Raw genomic sequence first — 17,261 nt, forward strand, 5'->3', positions numbered from 1 at the left:
CCCATGCCCACCACCTCGTTCTCCGGGGTCTTCGCGGCCGTTCCCACGCCGCTGAGCCTCGACGGATCCACCGTCGACCGGCTCGGCATCGACCGCGTGACCCGACACATCATCGACGGCAACGCCCACGGCCTCGTCGTGGGCGGGAGCACGGGCGAGTTCACGGCGCTGAGCCTCGACGAGCGGAAGTTCTCCACCGAGGCGTTCGTGGCGGCCGCAGGCGGCCGAGTCCCCGTGATCGCCGGAACCGGTGCCCTGACGACGGCGGAGACCATCGAGCTCAGCGCGCACGCCGCCAAGGCGGGCGCCACGAGCGTGATGGTCGCTCCGCCCTACTATGAGCGGCCGTCCTTCGAGGAGCTGGTCGCGCACCTGCGGGCGGTTGTCGAGGCCGTCGACGTCCCGGTGATGTACTACCACATGCCCGCTCTGACCGGCGTCGAGCTGAGCGGTGACCAGCTCGTCGACCTCGTCCGCCGCACCGGGGTCACCTCGGTCAAGGACTCCGGCGGTGACTTCACCGCGTTCACGCACCTGCACCAGCATCCCGAGGTGTCCGCTGCCCTGAACGGCTGGGACAGCCTGACCATGTCGGCGTTCGCCGCCGGCTCGCCCGCCTCGGTGTGGGGGCTGGCCAGCGTCCTGCCCCGCCAGAGCGCGGACCTGTACGACGCCGTCGTGGTCCGGGGGGACCTCGCCAGGGGACGTGCGATCTGGGCCGGCCTGTTCCCGATCTGCGAGTTCCTGGACACCGTCAACTACGTGGCGGCGATCAAGGCCGGTCTGGAGCTCGTCGGGGTCGAGGCCGGGCCGCCCCGCCGCCCGGTCCAGCCGCTGGATCCCGCGAACCGGGCCCGTTTCGCCGAGCTGCTGCGTGCGGCCGGTGCCACGGTGGGTGCGGGCGCCACCAGGACGTCCACCCCGAACATTCCGGCCGCCGTGGGCGGACAGGACGTCCGGCGTGGCGGGCGGTCGCTGCTCGAGCCGCGGCTGCTGCCGGCACACGGGCACTTCATCGACGGCCGGTCCAGCGATGGCACCTCCGCCCGCACGATCGACGTCGTCGACCCCTGCACGGAGACCTCGTTCACCTCGGTGGTCGAGGGGTCCGCCGCGGATGTCAACCGCGCCGTCGCCGCGGCGCGGCGCGCGCAGGGGGAGTGGGCGGCCAAGGTGCCCAAGGAACGCTCGGAGATCCTGCACCGCATCGCGGACCGGATCGAGGAGCACGGCGAGGACCTCGCGGTCCTGGAGTCGGTCAACACCGGCAAGCCGCTGATGGTCTCCCGCGACGACATCGCCGGAACCGTCGACACCTTCCGGTACATGGCCGGTGCGCTGCGCGGTTTCACCACCCAGGGCGCCGGAAACTACGTCGAGGACCACCTCTCGGTCATCCTCCGCGAGCCCCTCGGCGTCGTCGGGGTGGTCACGCCGTGGAACTACCCGCTGATGATGGCCGCCTGGAAGATCGCGCCGATCCTGGCGGCGGGCAACAGCCTGGTGATCAAGCCCTCTGAGCAGACCCCGCTGACGACGCTGCGGTTCGCCGAGCTCACCGCGGACCTGCTTCCGGCAGGCGTGGTGAACGTGGTCACCGGCTACGGCCCCGAGGTGGGCGGCCGGCTGTCGGACCACCCGGACATCGCGATGATCGCGCTCACCGGGTCGGTGAACAGCGGACGCGCCGTCGCCCGGGGGGCCGCGGAGTCTCTCAAGCGGGTGCACCTCGAACTCGGGGGCAAGGCGCCGGTCATCCTGTTCGAGGACGCGAACCTCGCGGAAGCGGCGGAGTCGCTGCGCGCCGCCGGGTACTGGAACTCCGGCCAGGAGTGCGGGGCTGGGTGTCGTGTGCTGGTGCACGAGTCGGTGGCCGAGGCGTTCGTCGAGCACCTGGTGCGCGAGGTCGGCACCCTCGTCGTCGGCGAACCCGGTGCGGGCGAGGACGTCGAGATCGGGCCGCTGGTGTCCAAGGCGCACTACGACCGGGTCACCGGCTACCTGCAGCGTGCCGCTCAGCAGGGAATCCGGTCCGCGATCGGCGGGGCACCGTCGGCGGGTGCCGGCTACTTCGTGCCACCGACCGTGCTCGTGGACGTCCCGGAGGGCGCCGAGGTGGCCCGGGAGGAGATCTTCGGCCCGGTCGTGACCGTCGAGACGTTCCGGGACGAGGAGGAGGTCGTGCGGCGGGCCAACAGCACGCAGTACGGCCTGGCTGCCTCGGTGTGGACCGAGAACGCCCGGCGCAGCCACGCGGTGGCGGGCAAGCTCGACTTCGGCACCGTCTGGGTCAACTCCCACCTGGTGCTGTCCAACGAGGTTCCGTGGGGCGGGTTCAAGGGCTCCGGCTACGGCCGGGACCTGTCGATCTACGCGCTTGACGACTACTCCCGCACCAAGCACGTGATGCACAACCACGGGCGCTGACCGCGTCCACTTCGGTCGCCGGCCGGGGCTGTCCTCGCTTGACGAGCCCCGGCCGCACCGCCCTGCCTCCGGCACAAGTCCGCTGTGCCAAGCCGGCCACGAGGCACGTGTTCGGGCTCCGTCCACATTGCTGTGTGAGAGGGGAAGGCTCCCATGAGGATCGACCGGATCCACGTCTACCAGGCTCGACTGCCAGTCGTCGACGGTGTGTACCGGATGTCGCACACGTCGGTCGAGGCGCTGGACAGCACGCTGGTCGAGGTGACGACCGACGACGGCCTGTCGGGGTGGGGCGAGACCTGCCCGATCGGGCCGGTTTACCAGCCCCACCACGCACTCGGCGCGCGGGCGGGCCTGGAGGAGATGGGCCCGGGCCTGATCGGCACCGACACCTCATCGACCCGTGCCGTGGCCCGCCGGATGGACGGCCTGCTCACCGGCCACGAGTACGTCAAGGCCGCCGTCGACATCGCGGTGCTCGACGTCATCGGGCAACGGCTCGGAGTGCCGGTCTCGACGCTGCTGGGTGGGGCGGTGGTCGACAGCGTGCCGTCGTACTACTCGGTCACCGTCGGAGAGCCCGACGAGAGCGCCCGGGTCGCAGCGGAGAAGGTGCGCAGCGGCTATCGCCGCATTCAGGTCAAGGTCGCCGGTCGTGATCTCGCCGAGGACGTCGAGACGGTCCGCAAGGTGTGGGAGGCGATCGGCCACCGCGCGCGCATCAGCATCGATGCGAACCGGGCGATGACGGTGGCGCACGCGCTGCAGTTCGACCGGCTGTGCGCCGAGGTTCCGTTCGTGCTCGAGCAGCCCTGCAACACCATCGAGGAGATGGAGTTGCTTCGCGGTCGCCTGCACCACCCGGTCCTGTTGGATGAGAACACCGTGGACGTGAACACCGTGCTGCGGGCCATCGGTTCCGGGATCGCCGACGGGTTCTCCTTCAAGGTGACCCGGTTGGGCGGCCTGACGAAGGCCGCGCTCGCCCGCGATCTGTGCGCGTTGCGCTCGCTGCCTCACACCTGCGACGACGCGTGGGGTGGCGACGTCATCGCCGCGGCCTGTGTCCACCTGGGTGCGACCGTCGATCCGCGTCTGCTGGAGGGTGTCTGGATCGCGCAGGAGCACCTCGAAGGCCACTACGACCCTGTCAACCCGGTCGTGGTGAAGGACGGGCACATCGCGGTCCCGCAGGGTCCAGGACTGGGTGTCCGCCCCGACGCGGACCTCCTGGAGCGCCTCGCCACCTACGGCGGTTGACGGGCCCGGGCGCGGGTGAAGCCGCGCCCGGCCCACGGCGGCTACGTCGCGCTGAGCCACTACGGGATGCCGGCTCGAGTCGACTGGGTGATCTGCGACCGGTACCGGCGGTGGAGGTATCCGGTGGCCAGGCCCTTGAGACCTTGTGACAGCAGGGCGTCGAAGCCTTCCACCAGCATGTCGACGTGCTGCGGGCCGATGGTCAGCGGCGGTTCCAGGCGCACGACGTTGCGGTTGTAGTCGGTGAAGGCCACGAGGATGCCGGACTCCGAGAGCAGCTGGCTGCCGGCGAGCATCGCCACGCTGCCCCGCAGCGGCCGGTCGAACACCCCCGCCACGCGTCCGGTCAGTCCCGGCAGGCATCCGCTGAGGTCGGCGAACTCGACGGCGGCCATCAGCCCGCTGCCCCGGACGTCGCGGATCAGCTTCGGGTGGCGGCGGTGCAGCCGGTGCAGGCCGCTGATCAGGTGCTCGCCCTGCTCAGCGGCGTTGGCCAGCAGGTTCTCGTCGTGCAGGACGTGCAGTGTTTCGATCGCCGTGCAGCAGGCTTCGCCCATGCCGCTGAAGGTCGCCGGCCCGTGCACGAGCGCGTTGCGGGCACCGCCGTACGCGCGTTCGTGGATCTCGTGGCCCGCGAGCACGGCCGAGATCGCCGTCTTGCCGCCGCCGAGGGCCTTGGCCAGCGTGACGATGTCGGGAGTGACCCCGGCGTGCTCGAAGGCGAAGAACCGGCCTGTTCTGCCGACACCGCACTGTACTTCGTCGGCGATCCACAGCACCCCGTAGCGGTCGCACAGCCGCCGCACCTGTTCCAGGTAGCCCGGCGGCGGCAGCACGACTCCGGCGCCGCCCTGCACGGTTTCCAGGATCAGCACGCCGATGCCGCGGTCGCGGCGCAGCAGGTCCTCCAGCGCCGCGGCATCGCCGAAGGGCACGGCCTGGCGGCGCGGCAGGACTTCGAAGTGTCCCCGGTAGAACTCCGAGTCGGTGACCGACAACGCGCCGATCGTCTTGCCGTGGAGGGAGTTGCGCGCGTATGCCACATTGGCGCGGCGCGGACCCTGTGCCCGCTCGGCGAGCTTGAGCGCGGCCTCCACCGCCTCCGAACCGGTGCAGTAGAGCATCACGCGGTCCAGGCCCTCCGGCGCCAGCGTGGCGAGGTTGCGCGACAGGGCGGCGACGTACTGCGACGGCAGGGCCAGCGCGAGCTCGTGGCGCTGCTGCTCCTGGAAGCGCCTGCGGACCGCCAACACGCGCGGATGGTTGTGCCCGAGTGCCATCGCGCCGAACCCGCCGAAGAAGTCGAGGATGCGGCGGCCCGACCGGTCCACGTAGTACACGTCCTCGGCGTGGTCGATGGCGATCCGGTCGAATCCCAGCAGCCCGAACGCCGTCCACTGGCCCGGGCTGATGTGCTGCCGGTAGATCTCGGCGACCGCGTCCTGACCGAGCCACGTCGCCTCGTCGACGCTGAGCAGCTTCGGGTGCGCGGGACTCGGCTGCTGGGTGATGGACACGGTGACCTCCGAGGGTGGGCGCGCCGTCGTTCGGTACACGCACCTCGGTCCCGCTGGCGTTGCCCCCACACACGACTCGCGGGCGTGTCGTCTCCGCACGGTTACCCGACTCGGCCGGAGAGTTAACGTCCGTTTACGACGATCTCGGCGACGACCTCCCGTCGCTGACCGCATTGGCTCGTTCCAGTGCCGCTTACCAGCACGAATGCCGCCCGGTGGTGGCGTACTCGACTGCCTGTTCGCCGACCACGTCCGGCTGGGGAGAGGACTGGCGGCCGGTTCGTCGACGACCTGTGCGAACGCGGCCGAACGGGGCTGCGCCGCCTGCACATCGGCTCACATCCGCGGTGGCCTCGCGGACCGGTCACCTGGCGCCCTTGACCATGCCCCAAGGGCATGGAGTGGAGTGGGTGGCCAGGAGCAATGGGGGAGACCAGTAGCCGGGAGGACCGGAAGTGGATCGAAGTCGTAGCGCGGGCCGAAGTTCGGCTCTGGTGGTCGTGATCGGCCTGGCCGGTTCGTTGGCGGGGGCGCCGGCCGTGGCCGACGACCGGAGCAACGAGCCTGCGATGCAAGTGCAGTGGGGCGCCTGCCCCGCGGATGTCGCGGACGACGCGCCCGAGTTGCAGTGCGCCACCGTGCCGGTGCCCCTGGATTACGCGCATTCCGAGGGCACCCGGATCGAGATCATGGTGTCCCGGCTGGCAAGCAAGAATCAGAGCGAGCGGCGCGGGGTGTTGCTGCTCAATCCGGGTGGTCCGGGCGGATCCGGGTTGTCGCAGCCGGCGGACCTGGTTTCCCTGGGCGCGCCGGCCAGCGTCCTGGACAGCTACGACCTGATCGGCATGGACACCCGCGGCGTCGGGCATTCGTCGCCCGTGAGCTGCGGTTTCACCGCCGGTCAGGACTATTTCGGCAACATCCCGCCGTACGCGGCCGACGACGCGGCGTTCGCCGAGCAGGCCAGGAGGGCCAAGGCGGTCGCCGACCAGTGCGCTGCCAACGATCGCGACGGGCGGATGCGCCACCTGTCGACTGCGAACATGGCTCGGGACCTGGACCGGATCCGGGCCGCGCTCGGCGAGGAGAAGGTCAACTACTTCGGCTTGTCCTATGGGACGGCGTTGGGTGCCGCGTACGCCTCGATGTTCCCGGAGCGCTCCGACCGGGTCGTGCTCGACAGCAACGTCGGCGACACCTTCCTCGATCGCGACGGAATGCGCAGGTTCGGCATGGGGGCCGAGCAGACGTTCCCGGACTTCGCGAAATGGGCCGCGGCGCGACACGGCGGCTACGGCTTGGGGCGCTCGCCGGAGGAGGTGCGGAGCACCTACTTCGCGCTCGCCGAGCGACTCGATGGGACTCCGGTGGCCGGAGTCGACGGTCCCATCTTCCGGTTGGCCACCTTCGCGGGGCTCTACAAGGAGGTGAGCTACGGGAAGACGGCGCAGCTCTGGCAGTCGCTGCTCAACTCCGACGAGGCGGCGGTCCGGCGGCAACTGGCCGAGAACGGGCCTGCCGGCACGCGGTCCGGCGGCGGCACGCCGGCACCGAGGGCGGAACTGGCGGAGACCGACAACGCCTGGTCGGTGTTTCTCTCGGTGACCTGCAACGACGTCGACTGGTCCGAAGATGTCGAGACCTACCGGCGCGCCGTCGCCGAAGACCGGGAGAAGTACCCGCTGTACGGCGCGGCCAGTGCCAACATCCTGCCCTGCGCCTACTGGCATCAGGAGCCCGCCGAGCCGCCGGTGCGGATCAGCGACGACGGGCCGAGCAACGTCCTGGTCGTGCAGAACCAGCGCGATCCGGTCACGCCGCACCGCGGCGGAGAGATGCTCCGGGAGAAGTTCGGGCAGCGGTCCCGGTTGGTGAGCGTCGATGGGAGCGGGCACGGTGTCTACGTCTACGGCGACAACCCCTGCGCGCTGAACGTCACCACGGACTACCTGGTCGACGGCGAGCTGCCGGCGCGGGACACCTTCTGCGGTGCCTCGCCGAACTCCGGTCCGGCACTCGACCACGATGCCCAGCAGCGGCGAGCCGAAGTCCTCGACCGGCGACAGCACACACCCTGAACGCGGATTCGCGCGGCGGCTCCGTCCCCGGGACGGAGCCGCCATCCACACTCGACGATGAGCGCACCGTCCACATGCGACGCTGCCACCCTTGATTGGAGAACTGGATGACCGAGGTACCGAGCCGAGGCACCCTCCCGAAGTTGATCGACGTCGAGGAGTTCTTCGCTGATCCGGTGTTCTCCGGTGCGTCGATCTCGCCGGACGGGACGAGGATCGCCTACCTGGCGCCGAAGTACGGCCGGACGAACGTGTGGGTCCGGGGGATCGACGAGGAGCACGAGGACGCGGTGTGCGTCACGCACGACGCACGGCGCGGCATCAGGACCTACTACTGGACCGACGACCCCCGCTGGCTGCTGTACCTGCAGGACACCGACGGCAACGAGGACTGGCACCTGCACCGGGTCGACCTCGACGCACCTGGCGAGCCCGCGCTCGACCTGACACCGCTGGCGCCGGGATCGCGCGTGTTCGCCGCGGAGCCGATGAAGTCGGTTCCCGGGAGCGTGCTCGTCTGGATGAACCGCAGGCCGATGTTCATCGACCTGTTCCGGATCGACGTCGCCACCGGCGAGACGACACCGCATGTGGAGCAGCCCGAGCTGGGCGACAACATGCTGGTCGGCCGCGACGGCGAGGTGGCGTTCCATTCGGTGCTGGCCGATGACGGCACCTACGAGTTCCACGCGGTCGACCCCGGGACCGGGGAGAAGCGCTTCCTGCGCCGGATGGGCGGCCCGGAGTACCCGTTGGGGGTGCCTCTGCAGGTGGTGACGCCCGACGGGAAGGGCCTGCTGGTCGGCGCCTACCAGGACTCCGACGACCTGCGGCTCGTCCGCATCGACCGGGAGACCGGCGAGGAGACCGTGGTCGCGGCTGTGGAGGGGAGCAGTCTGTGCACCATTGGTCTGGCGGACCCCCGGCTTCCTCCGACCCTGTTCATCAGCCGGCGGACCGGGGAGGTCATCGCGGCCCGCTTCGTCGGCGACCGGCCCGGGATCGAGGTGCTGGACCCGCACTTCGCCGAGGTCTACGCCGAACTGGAGAAGCTTTCCGACGGTGTGCTGCACACGGTGTCGTCCGACGAGTCGGAGCGTCGCTGGGTCGCGTCCTTCATCCGCGACCGCGAACCGAAAGCGACCTGGTTCTACGATCACGGCACCGGTGAGAGCCGGCTGCTGTCCAGCCCGCACCTGGACCCGGCCGGCCTGGCCCCCATGAAGGCGGTCCGCTTCCCGGCCCGCGACGGGCTGCCGCTGCACGCGTTCCTGACGCTGCCGGTCGGCGTCGAGCCGGAAGGGCTGCCGTTGGTGCTGCTGGTGCACGGCGGGCCGTGGCACCATGACTCGTGGGCCTACAACCCGACGGTGCAGTTCCTCGCCAACCGCGGCTACGCGGTGCTGCAGGTGAACTTCCGCGGCTCCTCGGGCTACGGGAAGCGGCACATAACGAGTGCGATCGGCGAGTTCGCCGGGAAGATGCACGACGACCTCATCGACGCCGCGGACTGGGCGGTGGCGCAGGGATACGCCGACCCCGCCCGCATAGGTATCAGCGGCGGCTCCTACGGCGGCTACGCGGCGCTCGTCGGCGTCACGGTCACCCCGGACCGCTTCGCCGCCGCGGTGGACTACGTGGGCATCTCGGACCTGGCGAACTTCATGCGCACCCTGCCGCCGTTCACCAGGCCCGCCATGGCCAACAGCTGGTACCGCTACGTCGGCGACCCCGAGGACCCGGCCCAGGAAGCCGACATGCTGGCCCGCTCGCCCATCACCATGGTCGACCGGATCCGCACCCCGCTGCTGGTCGCCCAGGGCGCCAACGACGTCCGCGTGGTCCAGGAGGAGTCCGACAACATCGTCGAACCCCTGCGCGCGCGTGGCGTGCCCGTCGAGTACCTCGTCGCCGACGACGAGGGCCACGGCTTCGAGAACCCTGAGAACCAGATCAGGCTGCATCGCGCGATCGAGCAGCACCTCGCCGAGCATCTCGGTGGCCGCCGAGACACCGCGCCCCAGGCGTAGAGGCCGGCGTGCGGCGGTCCGGCGAAGGGCCTCGCCGGACCGCCGCGGAACCAGGTCGTCGTCTCCCTCGGATCACGGATGTTCGGATACGGTCCGGGGGTGAGCTTCCGGTTGGCTGCATACGCTGTGTGCATCGAAGACGGGCGGGTGCTGCTCGCCCGCTGCGCATCACCGACCGGCGAGAGCAACTGGACCCTTCCGGGCGGCGGGGTCGAGCACGGGGAGGACCCCTTCGACGCGGTGATCCGGGAGGTCGCCGAGGAGACCGGCTGCGAAGCGGCGGTCGAGCGCCTGCTGGGCGTGGACTCGAGGATGATCCCCGTGGCCGAGCGCCGCGTGCCCGGCCCGCTTCCGCACCAGAACGTCGGTGTCTTCTACCGGGTCCGGATCACCGGCGGCGAGCTACGGCCCGAGCCGAACGGCGAGACCGCCGAGCCGGTGTGGACGCCGATCCCCGACGTCGCTCACCTCCGCCGGTCATCACTGGTCGACGTCGGTCTCACCCTGGGACGGACCGTCCCGGCAACCGGCCATGTCGCTCCCGTTCCGGTCGGTGGCCTGATTCAGCATTGAGGCCGGAACCACGACGCCTGTCCGCGCCTACGCCGGATCACCCGGCGCCGCCCTGCGGTTCTCCTCGAGGAGGGCGTTGACGCGCTGCAGGACATCGAGCTGGGCGGGGTTGTACAACTCGGCCAACCCCTGGCCGATGACCGACATGGTGAGCGCCTCTCCCCGTGTGGTTTCTGCCGCCGGGTCCTCCAGCGACGGGTGGTCCCGGTACTGCTCGAGGATCTCGGGGACGGTGCGTTCGGCCAGCTGTTGCCGGGTTTCCTCGCCCGCATCCGCGGGCAGAGCGTCGAACTCCGCCGCGACCGGTGTGCGGGGAACCGAGTTCACCTCCTGCAGAGCCGCCATCGTCGAGGGCCCGAAGACCCGGGAGAAGAGCAGGAGGAGCGACCGGTCGGCATCCGGGGTCCCGGCATCGATCCGGTCGAAACCCGGCGGCAGGTCGGCCAAGGCCCGGCACCTGATGATCAAGGCCAGTTCCTCTCGCATCCGCTGCTGACGTTCGATGCTCGCCGCCAGCTCGGCATCGAGAGTGCGGAGCACCTGTTCGGCGTTCTCGTCCGACTCCTCCATCGCGGCGATGTCGGACAGCGGCACGCCCAGGTCGACGAGCCGGCGGACCCGCAGCAGCCGGATCAGATGCCTGATCCGGTACTGCTTGTACCCGTTCGCCGCTCTCTCCGGTTCCTCCAGCAGTCCGATCTTGTGGTAGTGGCGGACGGTTTTCAGCGTCGTGCCTGCAAGTTCAGCCAACTGACGCGTACTCCACGCCACCGGACACCCCCCCAACCTCGGCGTGCTACCCGCTTCCGGCGCTCGCGACGATAGTGCCCGAGACAGCTCATTATCAGGTTTCCTGAGTCTGTTCGGGTGACAAGTGCTGCTTCTCCTTGATTGTCAGCTCGCTTCTCCTTCATGCTCGCGCCAAGTTCATCAGGGTTCCTGATGATTGTCGCCACGTACCGAGTCCGGCCGCCGCGACTTCCGGACGAGGAAGGACCGCTCATGTCCACACCGACCACCGACTCCGGGACCACCGCCACACCGTGGGGCAACGCGGTGCTCGTCGACTTCGACGACGGCATCGCCTGGGTCACGCTGAACCGGCCCGAGAAGCGCAACGCCATGAACCCGGCCATGAACGACGAGATGGTGCGCACCCTCGACGCACTCGAGGCCGACCCCCGCTGCCGGGTCATGGTGCTGACCGGCGCGGGCGAGTCCTTCTCCGCGGGCATGGACCTCAAGGAGTACTTCCGCGAGGTCGACCAGAACGCCGACCCGTCGGTCCAGGTCCGCGTCCGCCGGGCCAGCGCCGAGTGGCAGTGGAAGCGGCTGGCGCACTGGTCCAAGCCGACGGTCGCGATGGTCAACGGCTGGTGCTTCGGCGGTGCCTTCACCCCGCTCGTGGCCTGCGACCTGGCGATCTCCGACGAGGAAGCGCGCTACGGGCTGTCGGAGATCAACTGGGGGATTCCGCCGGGCGGTGTCGTCAGCCGCGCGCTCGCCGCGGTCGTCAGCCAGCGCGACGCGCTGTACTTCATCATGACCGGCGATACCTTCGACGGGCGCCGGGCCGAGCGGATGCGGCTGGTCAACGAGGCGGTGCCGGCCGAGCGGCTGCGCGAGCGCACCCGCGAGCTGGCGCTCAAACTCGCCTCGACGAACCCGGTCGTGCTCCGTGCGGCGAAGGTCGGCTACAAGCTCGCCCAGGAGATGCCCTGGGAGCAGGCCGAGGACTACCTCTACGCCAAGCTGGAGCAGTCGCAGTTCCTCGACGCCGAGCGCGGCCGGGAGAAGGGCATGGCGCAGTTCCTGGACGACAAGTCCTACCGGCCGGGGCTCTCGGCCTACTCGACCGACTGACCTGCGCGGGAGGCGCGACGATGCGTGACGAGGGACTGGGCTCCTGGCCGGCGCGGCGGGCGCGGATGACCCCGGGCCGGGTGGCACTGGTGCACGGCGAACGCCGCGACACCTACGCCGAGCTGGCCCGCCGCACCGCCGCGCTCGCGCGGGGGCTCCGCGAGCGCGGGGTGCGACGCGGCGACCGGATCGGCTACCTGGGCCCGAACCACCCGGCCTACCTGGAGACGCTGTTCGCCTCGGCCTCGCTCGGGGCGGTGTTCGTGCCGGTCAACACCCGGCTGGCGGCGCCGGAGCTGACCTACGTCCTGGCCGACGCAGGGGTGTCGGTCCTCGTCCACACCGCCGCGACGGGGCACCTGGTCGACGCCGCGGCGTCGCCGGTGCTCCGCGAGCGCCTCGTGGTCGACGAGGACAGCTACGAGGACGTGGCAGGCGGGGTGGGCGAGCCGGTCGCCGAGCCCGTCGGCCTCGACGACCCCTGCCTGATCATGTACACGTCGGGGAGCACCGGGCGGCCGAAGGGCGTGGTGCTCAGCCACGGCAACCTGACGTGGAACTGCGTCAACGTCCTGGTGGAGTCGGATCTCTCCGGCTCGGAGGTCGCCCTCGTGGCGGCCCCGCTGTTCCACACCGCCGCCCTCGGCATGACCTGCCTGCCGACACTGCTCAAGGGCGGCACCGCGGTGCTCATGGAGTCCTTCGACCCGGCCGCGGCGCTCGAGCTGGTCGCCCGGCATCGCGTCACCCTGCTGTTCGGGGTTCCGGCGATGTACGACGCGATCGCCGCGCATCCGAGCTGGGAGAGCGCGGATCTGTCCAGCGTGCGCGCGATGCTCTGCGGCGGGTCTCCGGTACCGGATGCGACGATCCGCCGCTACCTGGACCGCGGCCTGGTGTTCGTCCAGGGCTACGGGATGACCGAGACCTCGCCGGGTGTGCTCATCCTCGACCCCGACGCGGTGCGGACGAAGGCGGGCACCGCCGGTGTCCCGTCCTTCTTCACCGACGTGTCGGTGGTCGATCCGTCCGGGAACCCCGTGGCCGCGGGGGAGCGCGGCGAGATCGTGGTGCGGGGCCCGAACGTCATGCTCGGCTACTGGAACCAGCCCGACGCCACCGACGAGGCGCTCTCGGGCGGGTGGATGCACTCCGGGGACGTCGCCACCGTGGACGAGGACGGGTACATCACCATCGTCGACCGGATCAAGGACCTGATCATCTCGGGTGGGGAGAACGTCTACCCGGCCGAGGTGGAGTCCGCTCTGCACGAGCACCCGGCTGTGGAGTTGTGCGCGGTCGTCGGGGTACCCGACCCGAAATGGGGGGAGGTCCCGCGTGCGGTCGTGGTGCTGCGCCCGGGGGTAAGCGCCACTGCCGATGAGCTCCGCGACCACCTGCGCCGCCACCTCGCCGCCTACAAGGTGCCCAAGCAGGTCGACTTCTGGGACGACCTGCCGCGCACCGGGGCCGGGAAGGTCCGGAAGTCGGACGTGCGCAGGAGGTTGGCGTGACACCCGGACTCGCCGCGGAGCCGGTGCGGGATGATCGGGCGGTGTCGCGCGATGGCCTGACGGAGCCGCTCACCCTCTACTTGGTCAAGCGCCTGGAGCAGGTGATCCGGGCGCGGATGGACGAGGCGTTGCGCCCGCACGGCCTGACGACGCTGCAGTTCACCGCCCTCACCGCGCTGCGCCGCCGGGACGGGCTCTCCTCGGCCCAGCTCGCCCGGCGCTCGTTCGTGACTCCCCAGACGATGAACGAGATGGTGCGCTGGCTGGAGAAGCACGGGCACATCGAACGCCGGCGCGACCCCGACAACCGGCGCGTCCTGCTGATCACGCTCACCGAGTCCGGGCGGTCGTTGCTGCGGCGGTGCGATCCGCTGGTCGGGGCGATCGAGGCGGAGATGCTGGGGGCGATACCCGAGGTCCAGCATCCGCTGTTGCGGCAGAGCCTCGAACTCGGCTACACCGCCCTGAGCGCGGTGGACCGGGAGGAACCAACCAGTACCTGACCAAGCCCGAGCCCAGGTGGCTGCTGGGGTCAGTTCGCTGGGCAGACCGGACGGGTCGGGGCGGGAACGGGCAGACTCGCGCGTTCGGCGTCGGTGAAGCTGCGGTTGCCGATGGCTTCGCAGAGGCCGCGTTGCCACACCGCGGGGTCCAGCGCCAGGGGGCCGCCGACGCCGTCCTCGTCGGCGTAGAGGACGGTGCTGCCGTCCCTGGAGGCGCTGATGAACGAGTACGGGGTGGCCTCCCCGCTGCCGTCGGGGCGGCCGAACTCGTAGGAGTCGACGGGCGTCGGAGTCCCGATCTCGTATATGCGGACGGCGTTGTTGGCCGCGATCAGGTAGCGGCCGTCCGGCATGAACCCCGCGTACCACGGGGTTCCGCGGATGTCGGTGAGGCTGTAGAGCGGGCCGATGTCTCTGCGGGGCGGGTCGCGTCGCCACAGCTCGACGACGCTCCCTTGGCGGAGCAGGGCGAAAGCGCGGCCACTGCGGTCGAACTGGACGCCGACGTGATCCGCGGCGGTCACGGTTTCGGTGACGCGTCCGGTGGTCAGGTCGACGATGCGGATGGTCGGGTCACCGAAGATGGTCACCGCGAGCCGGTTCTCGGCTGGGTAGACGCGGATGCCCATTCGCTGCTCGGGTGGTTTCCCATCGGCGGCTGCGGTGCTCCGCGCCTGGTCAGCGCGCTACGTAGGCGCTCATGAGGGCTTGGACCTCGTAGACGTCGACGCCCTTGCCGAACTGCTTCGTGATCGGCTCGGCTTGGCCGGAGAGCCAGATCTTCAGCTCGGCGTCGAGGTCGAAGGTTCCGGCGGTCTCCACGGAGAAGTGCGTGATGCTGCGGTAGGGGATCGAGTGGTACTCGACCTTGCGGCCGGTCATGCCCTGCTTGTCGACGAGGATCAGGCGCCGGTCGGTGAAGAGGAACGAGTCGCGGATCAACTGGTAGGCGGCGTGGACCTCCTCCCTCGGCGACAGCAGGCGCCCGAACTCCTGCGCTGCCGCTTGAGGTTCGATGCGGGAAGCGTTGCCCATCATTCCGTCGAAAAGTCCCATGCACACATTCCTTACCGAAGTTCTGATGCCCTGCGATCACGGTAACGGACCGCTGGATGCCCGACCTCGTCCCTCCGCGGATCGACGCCAACGGGCTGATGCCGAGGCCGTTCAACCGCGCTCAGGGAAGGGCCTCGATGCGCTCCATGTGTTCCTCGCCCCATTCGCCGAGGGGTGCGAGTGCGGTGTTGAGGGAGTGGCCGAACTCGGTGAGCGAGTACTCCACCTTGGGCGGAACCTGGTGGTAGATCTCGCGGTGCACCAGGCCGCTGGACTCCATCTCCCGGAGCTGCAGGATCAGCATCCGCTCGCTGATGCCGGGCACCGCCCGCCGCAGTTCCCCGAAGCGCACCGGGCCTTCGCCGAGCGAGAACAGGATCAGGCCCTTCCACTTGCCGCCCATGACGGCGATGGCGGCGTCGAGTCCGCAGGTATAGGACCGCTTGGTCATCGACGCTCCTACTGACAAGGATGTGGGTACCGAACAGAATTGTAGGTACTTGATCAGATGTGTGCGGGCTTTCAGGATGAAACAAGCGCCACGCGGAACGCCTCTGTTCGTGATTCCCGTGGCCGCCCGACAATCCGACTGCTGACCGGAGTGACGCATGACCAGGGACAACCGCACACCTGTGACCGTCATCGGGCTGGGTTCGATGGGCCGGGCGCTGGCCGCGGCGTTCATCGCCGCCGGGCACTCGACGACGGTGTGGAACCGCACGCCGGCCAAGGCCGCGGCATTGGTGGCCAAGGGGGCCGTCCAGGCCGGGTCGGTGGGGACCGCAGTCGAGGCGAGCCCGCTGGTCATCACGTGCCTGACCACCTTCGAGGACACCCGCACCGCACTGGAGCCGGCTGCGGCCGCGCTGTCCGGACGTGCCCTCGTCACGTTGAACAGCGGCTCACCCGCCGATGCCCGTGCCATGGCCGACTGGGCGACCGGCCGCGGCGCGCGGTTTCTGGCCGGAGCGGTCAAGAACGTGCCGGCGGCTGTGGGAGCGCCGGACACGCTGCTGTACTACGGCGGTGACAAGACGGTCTTCGACGAGTACGAGACGGCGCTGAAGGCTCTGGGCGGCGACACCGTCCATCTCGGAGACGAGACCGACCTCGCGGCCCTGTACGAGATGGCGGTGGGCGCCATGCTGCTGCCCGCGCTCGTCGGCTTCTTCCAGGGTGCCGCGGCTGTGCAGGCCCGTGGGCTGGAAGCCGGCAGCATGGTGCGGTTCGCCGGCAAGTGGCTGGACATGATCAAATCTCTGCTGCCGGTCTACGCCGAGGAGATCGACAGCGGTGACTACACCGATGATGCCTCCTCGGTGAACCTGTTCCTCGCGGGCGTGGCCCACGACCGGGATCTGACCGAGGAGACCAACGTCGACACAGCCTGGCTGGCTCCACTGCACGAACTGCTGAAGCGGGCGGCTGCGGTGGGTCACGGCGACCACAGCGTCTCGGCCCTGACCGAAGTGCTCAGGAACTCCGCGCAGAAGGCGTAACAGCACACTCGGCTCGCCCGCCGCGGTTACGTCCGCTGCGGGGCGAGCCGCTTGGTGGTCCGCCGGAACGCCCAGACCACGACGAGCGCGGCCAGCACGGTCAGCGGGGTGCCCATCGAGATCTTGGCCACGGCCAGCCAGGTGGTGGAGTCGGCGAGGTAGAGCCACTGCTTGACCACGAACCGGGCGCCGAAGACCGCCGCCGCGAACAGCGTCGCGACGTCGTGCGCGCGCAGCGCGAGGCGGTCGGAACGCCAGTCGTGCGTGCCGCCGTGCATCAGGTTCCACACGACGCCGGTCAGCGGGCGGCGGACCAGCACCGAGCCGAGCGTGCAGGCGAAACCGGCGAGCGACGCCCAGATCCCGATCACGAAGAAGTCCTTCGCCGACCCGGTCAGGGCGACGATGCCCACGGCGACCGCGAGACCGAGCAGCCCTCCGATCGCCGAGGTGAAGCGCTCTCCGCGCAGCAACCGGTACCCGGTCAGCGCCAGCCCGACGGAGATGGAGACCCCGATCGTCATCGGCAGCGGGAGGAACGCGTTGGCCACCACGAAGACGACGACCGGGACCGTCGAGTAGACGAACCCCATGGGGCCGCCCATCTGGTCGAGCATCGTGGGCTTCTTCTCGGCGGCTGCGGGCTCGGTGGCCGGAAGGGTCGCGGTCGGGGTCTCGTCGTCCAGGTCAACCCGGCGGTGGTGTTCCGTCATGGTTGTGCCGTCCTTCCAAACGGTGTGCGGGCGTGAGATCAGGAAAAGCTGTGCCGCAGCGGCACACTCAAGCCCGTCGTGACGCGGACCACATGCGGGTCGGGTCGTCCGCTCAGGGAAGGAACAACTGGGACAAGCTCGCCGCGCTGATCCCAGAGGCACAGCATGGCGGCCTCGCGCTGCGGGGTTTCCGCCATGCCCAGTACAGGTCCAGCGCTGGAGGTGCTG

15 protein-coding genes are annotated in these 17,261 nt (G+C 70.0%); 9 read left to right on the plus strand and 6 right to left on the minus strand.

Annotated features, from left to right (window positions below; translation table 11 throughout):
• Positions 1-3: 3 nt before the first annotated feature.
• Both HUO13_RS15920 and HUO13_RS15925 read left to right on the plus strand, forming a co-directional pair.
• Positions 4-2,427: an aldehyde dehydrogenase family protein gene (locus tag HUO13_RS15920; protein ID WP_211902111.1), complete on the plus strand. Its 2,424-nt coding sequence runs from the start codon at positions 4-6 to the stop codon at positions 2,425-2,427.
• A gap of 153 nt (positions 2,428-2,580) precedes the next feature.
• Entirely contained in the window at positions 2,581-3,687 is a 1,107-nt protein-coding gene (locus HUO13_RS15925; RefSeq protein ID WP_211902112.1) for a mandelate racemase/muconate lactonizing enzyme family protein, read from the plus strand.
• Positions 3,688-3,746: 59 nt separating this feature from the next.
• Here HUO13_RS15925 and HUO13_RS15930 read toward each other — a convergent pair whose 3' ends face one another.
• Complete coding sequence (locus HUO13_RS15930) at positions 3,747-5,204, minus strand: aspartate aminotransferase family protein (protein WP_211902113.1); 1,458 nt, start codon at positions 5,202-5,204, stop codon at positions 3,747-3,749.
• 455 nt (positions 5,205-5,659) lie between these two features.
• Between HUO13_RS15930 and HUO13_RS15935 the strand changes: the two genes are divergently transcribed.
• The 3 genes from HUO13_RS15935 to HUO13_RS15945 all read left to right on the plus strand — a co-directional run bounded on the left by HUO13_RS15935 (position 5,660) and on the right by HUO13_RS15945 (position 9,885).
• A complete protein-coding gene (locus HUO13_RS15935) occupies positions 5,660-7,282 on the plus strand; it encodes an alpha/beta hydrolase (RefSeq protein WP_249124880.1) in 1,623 nt (540 codons plus the stop codon).
• 107 nt (positions 7,283-7,389) lie between these two features.
• Positions 7,390-9,312: a S9 family peptidase gene (locus HUO13_RS15940; RefSeq protein ID WP_211902114.1), complete on the plus strand. Its 1,923-nt coding sequence runs from the start codon at positions 7,390-7,392 to the stop codon at positions 9,310-9,312.
• Between the two features lie 111 nt (positions 9,313-9,423).
• A complete protein-coding gene (locus HUO13_RS15945) occupies positions 9,424-9,885 on the plus strand; it encodes an NUDIX hydrolase (RefSeq protein WP_249124881.1) in 462 nt (153 codons plus the stop codon).
• Positions 9,886-9,912: 27 nt separating this feature from the next.
• On the opposite strand, the gene HUO13_RS15950 is transcribed toward HUO13_RS15945, so the two are convergent.
• A complete protein-coding gene (locus HUO13_RS15950; protein ID WP_432757841.1) occupies positions 9,913-10,635 on the minus strand; it encodes a MerR family transcriptional regulator in 723 nt (240 codons plus the stop codon).
• Between the two features lie 252 nt (positions 10,636-10,887).
• Between HUO13_RS15950 and HUO13_RS15955 the strand changes: the two genes are divergently transcribed.
• The 3 genes from HUO13_RS15955 to HUO13_RS15965 are packed head-to-tail and all read left to right on the plus strand — an operon-like array spanning position 10,888 to position 13,765.
• Entirely contained in the window at positions 10,888-11,748 is an 861-nt protein-coding gene (locus HUO13_RS15955; RefSeq protein WP_211902117.1) for a p-hydroxycinnamoyl CoA hydratase/lyase, read from the plus strand.
• A gap of 20 nt (positions 11,749-11,768) precedes the next feature.
• On the plus strand, positions 11,769-13,262 hold the full coding sequence (locus HUO13_RS15960) for an acyl-CoA synthetase (RefSeq protein ID WP_211902118.1): 1,494 nt from the start codon (positions 11,769-11,771) through the stop codon (positions 13,260-13,262).
• A 41-nt stretch (positions 13,263-13,303) separates the two neighbouring features.
• The gene (locus HUO13_RS15965; RefSeq protein ID WP_211902923.1) at positions 13,304-13,765 is read left to right on the plus strand and encodes a MarR family winged helix-turn-helix transcriptional regulator; all 462 of its coding nucleotides are present in this window, start codon (positions 13,304-13,306) and stop codon (positions 13,763-13,765) included.
• Between the two features lie 29 nt (positions 13,766-13,794).
• On the opposite strand, the gene HUO13_RS15970 is transcribed toward HUO13_RS15965, so the two are convergent.
• From HUO13_RS15970 to HUO13_RS15980, 3 genes are all read right to left on the minus strand, one after another.
• On the minus strand, positions 13,795-14,394 hold the full coding sequence (locus tag HUO13_RS15970) for a WD40 repeat domain-containing protein (protein WP_211902119.1): 600 nt from the start codon (positions 14,392-14,394) through the stop codon (positions 13,795-13,797).
• A gap of 49 nt (positions 14,395-14,443) precedes the next feature.
• Positions 14,444-14,821 carry a PH domain-containing protein gene (locus HUO13_RS15975; protein WP_211902120.1) on the minus strand — a complete coding sequence of 126 codons (378 nt, stop codon included), beginning with the start codon at positions 14,819-14,821 and terminating at the stop codon, positions 14,444-14,446.
• Positions 14,822-14,942: 121 nt separating this feature from the next.
• A complete protein-coding gene (locus tag HUO13_RS15980; RefSeq protein WP_211902121.1) occupies positions 14,943-15,272 on the minus strand; it encodes a winged helix-turn-helix transcriptional regulator in 330 nt (109 codons plus the stop codon).
• Positions 15,273-15,429: 157 nt separating this feature from the next.
• Between HUO13_RS15980 and HUO13_RS15985 the strand changes: the two genes are divergently transcribed.
• Positions 15,430-16,320 carry an NAD(P)-dependent oxidoreductase gene (locus HUO13_RS15985; RefSeq protein WP_211902122.1) on the plus strand — a complete coding sequence of 297 codons (891 nt, stop codon included), beginning with the start codon at positions 15,430-15,432 and terminating at the stop codon, positions 16,318-16,320.
• 26 nt (positions 16,321-16,346) lie between these two features.
• Here HUO13_RS15985 and HUO13_RS15990 read toward each other — a convergent pair whose 3' ends face one another.
• Positions 16,347-17,033, minus strand: coding sequence for a DUF3159 domain-containing protein (locus tag HUO13_RS15990; protein WP_211902123.1), 687 nt, complete (start codon positions 17,031-17,033; stop codon positions 16,347-16,349).
• Positions 17,034-17,261 lie beyond the last annotated feature (228 nt).

The organism is Saccharopolyspora erythraea (assembly GCF_018141105.1).
In the GTDB taxonomy this organism is placed as follows: Bacteria; Actinomycetota; Actinomycetes; order Mycobacteriales; family Pseudonocardiaceae; genus Saccharopolyspora_D; species Saccharopolyspora_D erythraea_A.

Excerpts from the sequence above, each read along its gene's own strand:
- HUO13_RS15990 (WP_211902123.1), bottom strand. The coding sequence starts at position 17,033 with ATGACGGAACACCACCGCCGGGTTGACCTGGACGACGAGACCCCGACC.
- HUO13_RS15980 (WP_211902121.1), bottom strand. The coding sequence starts at position 15,272 with ATGACCAAGCGGTCCTATACCTGCGGACTCGACGCCGCCATCGCCGTC.
- HUO13_RS15955 (WP_211902117.1), top strand. The coding sequence starts at position 10,888 with ATGTCCACACCGACCACCGACTCCGGGACCACCGCCACACCGTGGGGC.
- HUO13_RS15925 (WP_211902112.1), top strand. The coding sequence starts at position 2,581 with ATGAGGATCGACCGGATCCACGTCTACCAGGCTCGACTGCCAGTCGTC.
- HUO13_RS15920 (WP_211902111.1), top strand. The coding sequence starts at position 4 with ATGCCCACCACCTCGTTCTCCGGGGTCTTCGCGGCCGTTCCCACGCCG.
- HUO13_RS15975 (WP_211902120.1), bottom strand. The coding sequence starts at position 14,821 with ATGGGACTTTTCGACGGAATGATGGGCAACGCTTCCCGCATCGAACCT.
- HUO13_RS15985 (WP_211902122.1), top strand. The coding sequence starts at position 15,430 with ATGACCAGGGACAACCGCACACCTGTGACCGTCATCGGGCTGGGTTCG.
- HUO13_RS15960 (WP_211902118.1), top strand. The coding sequence starts at position 11,769 with ATGCGTGACGAGGGACTGGGCTCCTGGCCGGCGCGGCGGGCGCGGATG.
- HUO13_RS15970 (WP_211902119.1), bottom strand. The coding sequence starts at position 14,394 with ATGGGCATCCGCGTCTACCCAGCCGAGAACCGGCTCGCGGTGACCATC.
- HUO13_RS15940 (WP_211902114.1), top strand. The coding sequence starts at position 7,390 with ATGACCGAGGTACCGAGCCGAGGCACCCTCCCGAAGTTGATCGACGTC.